The following is an 11,832-nucleotide window of genomic DNA, read 5'->3' on the forward strand; positions in this document are numbered from 1 at the left end:
TCGCAGCTGTCCGGCCGTTGCGACCTTCACCACCCCCAGCGCCAACAGCACCAGGCCCCGCACCCGGGCCGTCGACCCGTACGGCCACCGCCTGCTCCCCGTCACCCTGCTCCCCTTCTCCCGCCGCCGCTTCACATCCCGACCGGCCGCCCGATGGAGGCCGCACCGGCTCCCCGGGCCGCCCGCGGGGCGGCGCGGCTGGCGGCCGCGCACGCACACCCCAGGGGCCGGGCGGGCACCCAGGGCCCCACCGACAAGCCCCACCACGACCACTCCACCACCCACCACTGACAGACAACGACACGAGCAAAGGGGCTGTCGCCGCCACCGCCGCCCCGGCACACGCCCGCTGACCTGCACGAATACAGCACCGGGCAGGGAAGGTCACCGTAGGCAGACGTACTCCATTTCAGCCGCCTCCCGGCGCAGGCTCCTCCACTGCGATTCCGTCCATCGCACCGGATCGCGGTCGGGCACCTCGAGCCACCCGGTCAGGTACACAAAGGGTGCCGCCCGACAGATGTCGTCCAGGGCCGCCCCGCCCGTGCCACCGCCCGGGCGGCACGAGCCATCGACGCCAGGTCGTCCGTCGTACCGTCGATCAAGGGCAGGCCCTGGAACGATTCCGCGCCCCGGACCGACCACCGGCGCTCCCAGGACCGGGCACTGATCTCCAGCGGTTCACGGTCCGGCACAGTGCTCGGCACCACCGCATGGAGCAGATCCGAGAACCGGACGGGAACAACGTCGAGACGGCCTTCCGCCGCGGCCCTCGGCGCGGCGGCAAGGCTGTCACGGGCCGCGACCTCCGGATACAGGACGGAGGGGTCAACAGGGGTCGGCACGGCTCCGATTGTTCCCGAACCCGCGTTGCCCGGAGCGGCTGCCCCGACCAGTCGCCAAGGAGACGACGGGACTGGCGCTGCGCGGCGGGGTTCACCGTCCCAGACGTGCGGTCCGCGAACAGATCCGCACCCGCCGTCTCGCCGCGCCGGAGCGACGCCTCGGGCCTGTCACGGCCAGTGGTCCGGCAGACAATCGACAGCCGCGGGCCGCCATGTCGCGGCGCCCGGCTCAAGGTGAGGGGCAGGCCGGGGAGCGGTGAGTTCCCGCCCGGCGCGGTGACCTGCGGTGGTGAGTGGACCCGGCTTCCTCACCGGTGACGTACCGTCACTCACCGACTGCAGGTGATGCCGAATTGTGATCTGTCACCCCCCTTTTCGGTGAGCGAATCGGTGAGTGCCACCGGGCTTCATGGATGACACCCACCCACGTCGATGCGCCCGGGAGCCCGCATGGCCGCCGCTTCACGTCTGCCCGCCACCGTCACCGAAGCCCGCACCACCGGCACGGGCACACCCAGCCCGCACCAACGGCGACCAGAGCCCGCCCGGCGGCCCATATCCGACCCGGACACCGGACCCGCCCACACCCCACGCCGCAGACCCCCGCGGGACAGACACACGCCCGTCGACGGCTCGTGCGAGCCTGGCCCGTCCGCACAACGGGACCGGCCCCTGTCGACTCGCGACGCCCGGCCGGAACGAACCCCCGCGGCCCAGCAGGGCGCGGCTCCCGCCGACCTCGAGCAGCGCGAGCTGACAGGCCCAGCCGCCGCGGGTCGTCACCCGGCGGGCACCACCGCCCGGACAACGGACGCCGGCGCAGGCGGCCGGACGGCGGCACATCACCGCGCCCCCGGGCGTGCGGCACGAGCACTGCCCCCACCGGGTGCGGGCGCCCCGGCCACCCGATACGGCCGCACCCGCGGGAACAGGTGACGGCCCGTGAGGAAACTACCCGCCCGGCCCCCACGGTTCGTCGCCGTGGACAACCGCGCCGTGGACGACCAGCGCCTGAGCGTCCTGGACGTCGGACTGCTCACCATGGCGCTGCGCCTGCCCGACAGGGCGGACTTCACCATCGCCGCCCTCGCCCACACCCGCAAACCCGGCCGCGAAGCCCTCACCAAAGCCATGCGGAACCTCGTCGCCTGCGGCTACATCGTCAAACTCAAAATCCAGGACGCCACCAACGGCACATGGCGCACCGAATTCTCCGTCTCCGGCCTGCCCCACCGCCGAGAAGACGTCCACCACCTCCTGGCCCACGCGACCGGAACACGGGCCGTGCGCGTCGAACCGGCCTGGCTCGACCCCCGCAACCGCCACATCCCCCCACCCGAGCCCGCCCCACCAGCACCAGCCTCGCCGGAACCGGCCCCCACCCACTCCCCCACCGCACGATCGGCCCCCCACCCGGCCACGACCGAGCCTCCTCCCCCCGACACCACCAGCGACACCACCGAAGACGCGCAGGCCGGGCCGAGTGACGGGTTCCCGGCAGTCGGTGAACCGGCAGTCGGTGAACCGACGATCGGTGAACCGGCCGCCGGTCAGCCGACCACCGGAAACCCGTCGGCTGAAGAACCAAGACTGAACAAGCACGACAGAACAAACTCCTCTCTCTCCTCCCCACCCACCACACCCCGGCACCCGACCGCCCCGGCACCGAAGAGACAGACCATCCCGACCGGACAAGCACCCCCAACCGGCCCGCCGTCCCAGCCTTCGCACCCCACCGGCGACAACACCGGCAACGCGCCCGCACCAGCCCGATCAGCACCCGACAGCCCACAAGCAGCCGCTCCCGCCCCACACGCTCACACCCCCAGCACCGCCGACCCCGGCACGCCCACACCAGCAGGGACACCACCCGGCACCCCACACGCAGCAGCCGCCGCCCGGATCGCCGACGCCTGGACCACCGCCCGCCAACACCACCACCACCCCGTCCCCGCCCTCGCCCCCGGCCGCATCGCCCACACCGCCGAAGCACTCCTGGCCACCGGCATCCACGAACACCTCCTGACCCAGGCAGCCACCGCCATGGCCCGCAAACCCACCTGGTACGACCTCAAACGCCACCTCGAACACTGGACACCCCCCACCACCCCCCAACCCACCACACACCCCCCACAACCCACCCACTGCACAGAATGCGACCACGGCTGGACCACCGACCCCGACGGCCGCGCCCGCAAATGCCCCTGCCGCACCCGGCACTCCCCGTGAACCACCCACACCCACGCCGCCGGCGCCGCCCCCTGGCCTCACCACACACCAGCAACCACCAGCAGCACGACCCCGCACACAACCACCGCAACACCCGAGCCGGGGAACGGGCCCGCGAACAAGCAGGACCCGCTTGGCTTGGTTCACGGGTTTGGGCAGCGGTTATTCAGGGGTTTGGGAGGCACTCGGACTGTGCCACGTTCGATGTTCACGAGAAACGACAGCACTCGGCCGCCGGGCACAGCTGTGCCACTCGAGCGGCGCATCTGCGGGGAAGCGGAAGCCCTCGAACAGGTGCACCGGTCATGGCCGAGCGGCCTACTGGATGCACCAGCGGTGCGGGTGGGCGGGCTCCTCGGGGCAGGCGAAAATGTTGAGTTCGCCCCAGCGGCCCACGGTGACCTCAGTCGGCCTGGCAGACCGGAACGTGGGCAGGTCTTGTTCTTCCAGCGGCTTCCAGCTGCCGCTGCCGCCGTCCCATTCCGTGCTGTCGATGGTCAGCAGCAGGTGCATGGGGGTCGAGCAGGCCCGGCAGTTCATGGGGTACGGGTCGGTGGCGTGCCAAGAGGCGAAACCACCGGCACGCCACCCCGGAGGGATGGACAGGTCGTACTGATAGCCCACCCAGGTTGCGGCGTCTTCGGCCGCCGACTGCTCGGCCTCTTCCTCCAGCGCCTCTTCCCAGGCGTCGATCCTGGCGCACAGGTCCTCCGGAAGGAGGCCGGCGAACGGGTAGGTGGCCACCTGCTCCGGGTGCAGCACGCACGGCTCGGGCACGTACCCCTCGGAGCCGACGACCTGCGGCTGCGGCGGTGCAGCCATCACCTCGGCCACCTCCCACGACCGGCGCCAGCGCAGGTCCAGCAGCATGCCGTAGCCGGTCGGGCCGTGCGCGTCGAAGGGGCACCAGAACACCTGGAGCAGATCGCAGTCGCCCGGGCCGGCCGCCAGGTCGGGGATGTCCCTGGCATACAGCTGAGCAAGGCCGATCAGCGGCAGATGATCATTCGCAGCAGCTTCTTGGAGACGGTGCTCGCGGCCCAGCTGGTCCAACAGCTGCCGCTCCTCATCCGTGGGGCCGGAGTTCGGTTCACGGAGCCATGCAGAAGCCAGGATCTGCCGCCTCCGGTGGATGTCTGTCGGGCGCAGGCCACGGGCGTGGCTGTGGGATTCCGTACACACCGGCCAAAGTTCGTCCGCCGGCCACAGCAGCGGACCACCCACGGAACTGTCCGCCACGTCCGGTCGGCCAGGGCGCGGATGGAGCCGGGTGGTGGTACCCCGATAGGCCGCCAGCTCCGGGAACAGCCCCTCGATATCGAGCGGGCGCGGCGGTGTGGTCCTCGACATGCACGTGACCCTAAGACAGCCACCGACCGCCATGATGCAGCGCCCCCGAAGGCAACGCCTCCACGCCAAGGCAGTCGGAACCCGTGAACATTTCGATTCGCCCGCAAACGCTGGCCGCCCTCCCAAACCGCCGCACAACTGCTGTCCGTTCACGCAAACGGAGCCACCCGCTACACCGCCGGCAAAACCCACCCATGCGCAAGAAGACACGCCCAACCCCCGCGCGCAACACACCCGAAAGAGCACCACCGTGCGCAGCGCAGCGGGACCACGCTCACCATGCGCAACAAGGAGCACCACCGTGCGCAGGATCGCGCTCGCCCTGCGCAATCCCGAGGCCCCGGCCGCCTGGGCCCATTGCGCATCGCAGAACACCCCCCCTACACCGCAACACACAAACCCCCGACCCAGGCCGCCCCGGGCGCCGACCCGTCGTTACGGGCCGCCCAGTCAGCCGGCCCGGCGACCGCGAAGGTGGCCGGTACCAGCAGTGCCACACCCGATGGGAACGGTCATCATCCAGCGCCCGGTCCCAGGGACAGCCGACGGGCTTTCCCGTCCCGGGCCGGCTCGGGACGAAGCCGCCGTCGCCGTACAACACACTCACACCCATCGCCCGCAACATCGCAACGCTCTCATCGAACTGAAGATTCCGCGCACAGGCGGCATTCACACAAGGCACCGCCACCATCGGGATACCCCTGCCGATGCCTTCGGCAGCCACCCCCACCACAAAGTGGAGCGTGAGCCCCAACGCCCAGGAGTAAACCGAGTTGAACGTAGCCGGCACAAAGACAATGACCTCGGCCGGCGGCCAGACACCCGGCTCACCGGGCCGCCCTCGGACTGGCCACGCCGCCCGGTCAACTCCGCGAAGGCCTCGCCCACATCGAGGGCGCTCTCCAGGTCCTCATGCTGCACTCCGAGCGGTCGGAGAAGGCCATGGCCGCGCACGCCACGAAGCTGGCAGTCCACAACACCCGCCTTGACGTCCTGGAAGCCAGCCAGAAGGCCGCCGAAAACCACAGCACGCGGCTGACCGCCGTGGAGAAGCGGGTGTGGACCATCGGCGGCAGGATCGCCGTCGTCGCGGTCGGCGTGGAACTCGGGGTCAACTTCCTGCACTGACCACCGCAGAGAGGGCCGGGGCGGACACCCTGTGTGGGTGTCCGCCCGGCCCTCTCCTCTGTGTCCGATCGGCTGTAAAGATCAGTCGTCCGTGCCGCTCCACGTGATGGTCTGCTGGCCGTCGGCGCTGATCGTCACCCGGAACCGGTCGAGGGCCGGGGAACCATCGCTGCACCACCGTTCGACGTGCTCCTCGACGTTGTCCCACAGCCGTGCCGGCCCGCCCTGGCGGACACGCCACGCGTCATCCTCGCGGTACAGCAGCGCCCACGCCTCGGCGTCGACGTCGAGCAGCAGGGTGCCGGCCTCGCCCAGCAGGAGGCGCTGAGCCCGTGGAGCCGCGATCTGCGCGACGAACCGGGCCGTCCAGTCGTCGAGGACGTCCGGGCTGACCGACGTCTCCCGGCTCTCCCCGGCCCTGGTGTCGGGCAGCAGCCCGAACGCCGGCGGCAGCTGGGGGCGCGCAAGCATGAACGAGACCTGCCCGCCGAGCAGCCGGCCCGTCGCGCTCCCGTCGTGCTGGACGGTCAGACGCGCCAACTCGGACGAGCCCATCCAGCCGCACAGCGTGGCCAGGATCTGACCCCCCGGGCGGGTCTGGGCGATCCACTCCACCGGGATGCCGAGCACGCCGCAGGTGGCGATGATCCGGTCATACGGTGCGTCGTCCTTGTGGCCGGCCAGGCCGTCGCCCGTCACCAGGTAGGGAACGTGCCCGGCCTGTGCGAGCGCGATCGCGGCCCGCGCGGACACCCCGGGGTCAACCTCGACCGACGTCACCAGGTCGTCCCCGAGCCGCTGGCACAGCAGCGCCGTGGAGTACCCGGTGCCGGTGCCGATTTCCAGCACGCGCATGCCGTCCTCGACCTGGAGGTCTTCGAGCATCCGCACCACCAGACCCGGGACGGTGCTGGAACTGGTGGGCTCCCGGAGGATCTGGCCGCGTACGTCACCCGGCACGATGGTCCCGGCGATCTGCGTGACCAGCGACTCGTTACGGTAGCAGGCGGTCAGCCACTCCGGATGGTCCGGCATGACCGGCTCCCACGCGGTCGGTGCCGAGTCCTCCACGCGGCGGAAGAATCCGCCGCGCAGGAACTCGTGCCGGGCCGTGACCGACACGGCGTCCTGCCACTGGGAGGACCGTGCACTGCCCTGCTCGGTGAGGTCGCCCAGCAGTTGCTCCCGCAGGGCCTGCTCGCTGCTCATGAGGCTTTCCGTTCCAGTAGATCGGCCATGGCTGCCACCATCGGCAGCCCGGTTTCGGGCTCCAGCCATGCCCATTGGCCGGACGGGTTGCACTCCAGGAACCACCATGCCCCGTCCCTGGACACGGCGAAGTCGAATGCGCCGAAGATCAGGCCGAACGCGTCGAGGTAGCGGCGGAGCGCCTCGGTGATGCCGGCGGGCGGCTGCACCACGGTGTAGCGCAGGCGGCTGTAGTCGGTGCGCCAGTCCACCAGGTCGGAGTCGATGCGCACGCAGTACACGTGGTCACCGATGACGGTGACGCGGACGTCGGCGGTCTTGTCGACGTGGTGCTGGAACAGGTGGACCGTGCCGGCCACCCGCACGTCGATCTCCTCCGGCGTGACGTCGTCGACGGTCACCGTGCAGGAGACGCCGTCGACCAGGTAGAGCGGCGTGGACAGCGGCTTGTAGATCGCCGGGCCGTGCCGCTTCACGAACGCCCGCGCCGCATCCGGATCGGACGTGAACAGGGTGGGTGGCACGTGGAAACCCGCCGCCGCGGCGGCCGCGAGGCCGGAGGGCTTGAACTCGGCGTCAGCAATGCGGTGCGGGTGGTTGACGTACCGGCAGCCGGGCAACGATGCCAGGACGCCGCCGAGGCCGTAGCGCGCCTGCATGACGGCGAAGCGGGCGGTCTGCTCGTCCAGGTGCGGGAAGACGAACCCGGAGGGCCGCCGGTAGTACAGCGACCGGACCCGGGTGAGGTCCGCGGTGCGGGTGGGCGTCGATAGGGTTCCGGCGATGCCCTCGTGATCAATCGTGGCCGCAACGGACAAGGTGGCGGGGAAGTCCCCGGAGTCGAGCCGCACGACCGGGATGTCCCGGCCGTGCAGTTCGGCGATCACCAGGTCCGATGTGGGGTCGTCCAGGTTGGTGACGACCAGCACCGGACCGCCGCTCACTGGTCGGTGTCGCTGCCCTGGTCGCGGTCGGTGGAACCCGCCTGGCCGTCGGGGCTGGTGCCGGTCGCCGGGGTCGTGCCCGAGCTGGTGCCGTGACCGGGCATCTCCACGATGCCGCCGCGGGCGTCGGTGTAGCGGGTGGTCTGCGTTACCGGGTCGAGTCGGCACGGTCGTAGGCCGGCGCGTCACCTGCCGGGTACGGCGCCATCCGGCTGACACCGAACGGCGGCGGGGTCGGCACGCCCGAAGGCAGCGGCGTTCCCGTGGGGAGTCGATCGCCGTGGCTGAACATGGGTGTCCTCCAAGGTTGCTGATCGGATGGACCCGCCGCGCGCACCGGGTGATGATCCGGGCAGGCTCGCCGGTGCGCGCGGCAGGGGTGGTGCTGCCCCTCGGGGGTGGGGCGCCCTCCCCGGGAAGGGAAGGAGATCAAGGACCGGCGGTCAGTCGCACGGTTACCCCGGCAGGAGCGACGCGGTGTTCGGGGTATCGCTCATGCCGAGATGGTCGAGGCCGGCGCGGAGGAACCGCGGGTCGACGAGGTGCCCGAAGGCGAGCGAGGTGGCCCAGTACGCGCCTGGCGGAGAGATGCGGCGCAGGGACGGCAGCACGACGTTCACGGGGCGTGAGACCCACACGCCGCCGCGGTGCAGCCAGTCGCAGGAGCCGGTAGGGGGCACAAGCCAGAGCATGAGGTTGCGCTCCTCGTCGGTGACGACGGCGCCGCACCCGCCGATCTGATTCCGACGTATCCACCACAGCAGGTCCTCACCGATGCTGCCATTGCGGGTGATGACGACGTCCCACCAGGAGAAGCAGGGGAGTTGAAGGCCCGCGGAATCGGGGAGTGTCGTCAGCAGACGGATAATGTCGTCGAGGCCGGGGGACGGTGGAAGCGGAATGGCTTGCCTTCGCGTGGAGATCATCGGATTTCCCTAGGTCGAATAGGGGCTGGCTGGCTCACACGGCTGGTCAGGGCGCCGGTTCCCGGGCAATCTGCGGTCGAGGACGCTACGTTGAGCGAACCGCAGTTGACGGTCCGTCGGTACGGTGTACGGGCGCCGGATGCGGTGAAAGCGGTGAAAGATCGTTTAGCAACAGGGGGTGCGTCATGGCTGACGCACAGCACCGGAATGTCCGCCTCGCAGCGGTGATCAGCGAGGCCGGATGGAAACACGGCGACGTCGCCGCGTGGTTCGTGCGCGTGGCCATGGAGAACGGGGCCCACCAGTTCGCCCACGTCGGCCGCTCCCACGTCTCGAAGTGGGTTGCCGGACATGCCCCATCCGGCCGCGGCCCGGACTTCCTGCGCGAGGCCCTGTCCCGGAAGCTGGGCCGCACCATCACCGCCCACGAGATCGGTCTAGGAGCGGCTCCCTCTCCCCAGCGGACGGGCCCCGACTGGTCCACGGAAACGCTGTCGGCGCTGACCGACCTCGGGAGACTGGACGTGGACTTGGACCGCCGCAGCGCCCTCGGGGCCGCTGCATATTCGGTGGCCGCCCTGGCTCTACCCGTCAGCTCCTGGTGGTCACAGATGGCGGACCGGGGCGCCGGCCGCAGCGTGCCCGGGTCGCGCGCCGTGGGACGCGGCGACCTTGAAGCCGTCCGGGACATGACGAGAATGTTCTCCCGCATCGACCAGAAGCACGGTGGCGGGCACGCCCGCACAGCCGTCGTCCAGTACTTCACCTCCGACGTGGTGTCCCTGCTCCACGGCCGGTTCACGGACGACGGGATACGGCGCGCGATGTTCGCGGCCGCCGCAGAGCTGGCGTACCTCGCCGGATGGATGGCGTTCGACAACAGCGAGCACGCCACGGCACAGCGGTACTTCACGGGCTCGGTGAAGCTCGCAGCGGAGGCCGACGACCCGCCCATGGCCGCGCACGTGCTGCGCGCCATGGCGCACCAGGCCGTCGACCTCGGACACCCGCAGCACGCGCTGGACCTGGCGGCCGCGTCCGTCGACGGCCGCCGCTACGCCCTCGCCACGCCCCGGGAACGGTCGCTGCTGGGCGTTGTCCACGCCCGCGCACTCGCGGCGACAGGCGCCACAGCGCGGGCCGCGGCCGCGCTGCTGCGCGCCGAGGACGACCTCCGCGCCACGTCCGACGGCGACGACGAGCCGGGCAGGGTGTTCTTCTTCAAGGAGGCCAGCCTCGCTCACGAGACCGCGTGCACGCTCCGGGACAGTGGGGACCTCGACGGGGCCCTGAGCCAGTTCCGGCGCAGCGTGCGCACCCGGCAGGCGTCATCGTTCGCGCGGACTCACGCCGTGACCCTGGGGTACTTCGGGGCGGTGCAGGCCCGGCAGGGCCTGATCGAGGAGGCGTGCGCGACGTGGAACCGGGCCCTGGACGCGATGGACGGGGTGCGCTCCGGCCGTACCCGACAGACTGCGGTCCAGATGCGTTCCGCGCTGTCGCCGTACAGGCAGCGCGGGGTGCGGGCGGTACGGGAGACCGACGCCCGTGCGGCTACGTTCCTGTCCGACGTGGCCTGACCACCGAGAGGGAGACGACGTGTTCGAGCTGGAGCCTATCGGCCGTGTGGTGAGCGGACGGACCGAGGTCTCGGACGACTACTGGGGCGGGGTGCCGTCCGTCATCCGCCTCGACGACCGGTTCCCCGTGGAGACGGTCCAGGGCCTCGACGAGTTCTCGCACCTGGTCGTCACGTGGGCGTTCCATCTGGCGTCCCCGGACGACGTGGCGCTGCACGCCCGCAGCCCCCGCAACAACGCGGCCTGGCCGGTCACAGGGACTTTCGTCCACCGCAACCACCGCCGGCCGAACCAGATCGCCACGTCCTTCCCCCGGCTGGTCAAGGTCAACGGGCTGGACCTCCACGTGACCGACCTCGACGCGGTCGTCGGGACGCCGGTCCTGGACCTGGCCCCGTACTTCCGGGAGATGGGCCCTCAGGGGGCCGTGAGCGAGCCGTCGTGGCCCGGGGAGATGCTGAGCGACTACTGGGCCGCGCCGCGCCCCTGAGGCCGGCCCTTCGCCGCGCTCCCGGTCCGGGTGGCGAGAGAAGCCTGGGTGCGCCACTCGGACGGGGCAGGCCGTCCGGGGCAGGACCGGACGAGACGGGAGCAGGCCGGTCGTCCTCCACGCGCACGCCCAGTTCGGCGAGCACCGCCGCGGTGACGACGAAGAAGATCAGCACAAGCGCGTGCGCCATGCCGAAACCTGCGCGCTCGGGCACGTCGGGGAGGTCACGGCGCCGGACGGCCGCTGCGGGGAGGTCGCGTCGTGCGCGACAGGAGAAAGGGGCGTGACGCCCATGATGATCACCTATGCCTGATAAGCCGTCCGGCGATCACAAGATCGCCGGACGGTGCTGTGAACTGGCTCCAACTGATCCACTCCCTGCGCCGAACGGGAGTTGGCGCTCCCAGCGCACGGAACGGAATTGCTGCCACTCATGGTGTCAGTCGCCTAGACCACCAACGGCCCACGCAGGAACATCGATTCATCACCGCACCAAAGCATCGAGCTGCAAATGGCGTGTATTACCCATGGCGCTTCCGGGGAGCTGCGAAGTAGTGGGTACCCACCAAAGTCCCTGTTCAGCGCGATGCCAAGCGCCCTACCACAAGAACCCGCGGACGCCGGTCCGCCCTACCTCTGAACCGCGACGCACGCCCACGCACCACCTGGGTTGACTCACGACCGCGCCCGTTGCTCGCGGACATGACCAAGGCCTCATCGCCACACTCGACATCACAAAGACCGGCCCACAGATACTGGAACCGGTCAGCCCTGATTGCTACTGGCTCCAACCGATGCACCAGGGAACGGAGAGGGTGTTGGCGCACCCACTCAACGAAGCCGATACCAGCCCATCAGCGAGGGTAGTACAACCCTCCGGGCAGCATCGGCTTCGCACTACCACCGCTAAGCAGGGCGAGAACCGGGCTGATACCCGCTCACCAGCACCGCACCTCCGGGGGCGCATCCGGGCCTCGACCTGGGCCCAGCCGTCGGCCATGCCGGCGGACCGGGCAACTCCCCGTCCTAAGAGGGTGTGTCAACTTAACGGCTGATCTTGGTGGTTGAGGTTCAGTTGTTGGCCGGGGTGAGCCGGCCCTCGAAGGCGATCTGGAAGGCGTTGAGGGGGGC

At 70.5% G+C, this 11,832-nt stretch carries 10 protein-coding genes; 5 read left to right on the forward strand and 5 right to left on the reverse strand.

Annotated features, from left to right (window positions below):
- The first annotated feature begins 153 nt into the window (after positions 1-153).
- Positions 154-291 (forward strand): hypothetical protein, encoded by a 138-nt coding sequence (locus PV364_RS40910; protein ID WP_319666026.1) that lies wholly within the window; start codon positions 154-156, stop codon positions 289-291.
- Positions 292-1,787: 1,496 nt separating this feature from the next.
- Positions 1,788-3,074, forward strand: a complete 1,287-nt coding sequence (locus tag PV364_RS40915) for a hypothetical protein (protein WP_319666027.1) — start codon at positions 1,788-1,790, stop codon at positions 3,072-3,074.
- Between the two features lie 318 nt (positions 3,075-3,392).
- Here the strand turns inward: PV364_RS40915 and PV364_RS40920 are convergent, their stop codons facing one another.
- Positions 3,393-4,424 carry a hypothetical protein gene (locus tag PV364_RS40920; protein ID WP_319666028.1) on the reverse strand — a complete coding sequence of 344 codons (1,032 nt, stop codon included), beginning with the start codon at positions 4,422-4,424 and terminating at the stop codon, positions 3,393-3,395.
- A 912-nt stretch (positions 4,425-5,336) separates the two neighbouring features.
- Here PV364_RS40920 and PV364_RS40925 point away from each other — a divergent pair.
- Positions 5,337-5,552 (forward strand): hypothetical protein, encoded by a 216-nt coding sequence (locus PV364_RS40925; protein ID WP_319666029.1) that lies wholly within the window; start codon positions 5,337-5,339, stop codon positions 5,550-5,552.
- 81 nt (positions 5,553-5,633) lie between these two features.
- Here PV364_RS40925 and tgmC read toward each other — a convergent pair whose 3' ends face one another.
- The 4 genes from tgmC to PV364_RS40945 all read right to left on the reverse strand — a co-directional run bounded on the left by tgmC (position 5,634) and on the right by PV364_RS40945 (position 8,631).
- Positions 5,634-6,761 carry an ATP-grasp peptide maturase system methyltransferase gene (tgmC, locus tag PV364_RS40930; protein ID WP_319666030.1) on the reverse strand — a complete coding sequence of 376 codons (1,128 nt, stop codon included), beginning with the start codon at positions 6,759-6,761 and terminating at the stop codon, positions 5,634-5,636.
- Positions 6,758-7,705, reverse strand: coding sequence for an ATP-grasp ribosomal peptide maturase (tgmB, locus tag PV364_RS40935; RefSeq protein ID WP_319666031.1), 948 nt, complete (start codon positions 7,703-7,705; stop codon positions 6,758-6,760). The genes tgmC and tgmB overlap by 4 nt, the downstream gene beginning before the upstream one ends.
- Positions 7,702-7,815 (reverse strand): hypothetical protein, encoded by a 114-nt coding sequence (locus tag PV364_RS40940; protein WP_319666032.1) that lies wholly within the window; start codon positions 7,813-7,815, stop codon positions 7,702-7,704. Before PV364_RS40940 ends, tgmB begins: the two co-directional genes overlap by 4 nt.
- A 345-nt stretch (positions 7,816-8,160) precedes the next feature.
- Positions 8,161-8,631, reverse strand: a complete 471-nt coding sequence (locus PV364_RS40945) for a hypothetical protein (RefSeq protein ID WP_319666033.1) — start codon at positions 8,629-8,631, stop codon at positions 8,161-8,163.
- Between the two features lie 185 nt (positions 8,632-8,816).
- Here PV364_RS40945 and PV364_RS40950 point away from each other — a divergent pair, with 185 nt between their 5' ends.
- A complete protein-coding gene (locus tag PV364_RS40950; RefSeq protein WP_319666034.1) occupies positions 8,817-10,211 on the forward strand; it encodes a Tat pathway signal protein in 1,395 nt (464 codons plus the stop codon).
- A gap of 19 nt (positions 10,212-10,230) precedes the next feature.
- Positions 10,231-10,701, forward strand: a complete 471-nt coding sequence (locus tag PV364_RS40955; RefSeq protein ID WP_319666035.1) for an SAM-dependent methyltransferase — start codon at positions 10,231-10,233, stop codon at positions 10,699-10,701.
- Positions 10,702-11,832: the final 1,131 nt, after the last annotated feature.

This window comes from Streptomyces sp. MI02-7b, from assembly GCF_033793585.1.
In the GTDB taxonomy this organism is placed as follows: domain Bacteria; phylum Actinomycetota; class Actinomycetes; order Streptomycetales; family Streptomycetaceae; genus Actinacidiphila.

What these genes read in the sequence shown, in the direction of transcription:
- PV364_RS40910 (WP_319666026.1), top strand. Translation starts at nt 154, where the DNA reads ATGGAGGCCGCACCGGCTCCCCGGGCCGCCCGCGGGGCGGCGCGGCTG.
- PV364_RS40920 (WP_319666028.1), bottom strand. Translation starts at nt 4,424, where the DNA reads ATGTCGAGGACCACACCGCCGCGCCCGCTCGATATCGAGGGGCTGTTC.
- PV364_RS40925 (WP_319666029.1), top strand. Translation starts at nt 5,337, where the DNA reads ATGCTGCACTCCGAGCGGTCGGAGAAGGCCATGGCCGCGCACGCCACG.
- tgmC (WP_319666030.1), bottom strand. Translation starts at nt 6,761, where the DNA reads ATGAGCAGCGAGCAGGCCCTGCGGGAGCAACTGCTGGGCGACCTCACC.
- PV364_RS40945 (WP_319666033.1), bottom strand. Translation starts at nt 8,631, where the DNA reads ATGATCTCCACGCGAAGGCAAGCCATTCCGCTTCCACCGTCCCCCGGC.
- PV364_RS40950 (WP_319666034.1), top strand. Translation starts at nt 8,817, where the DNA reads ATGGCTGACGCACAGCACCGGAATGTCCGCCTCGCAGCGGTGATCAGC.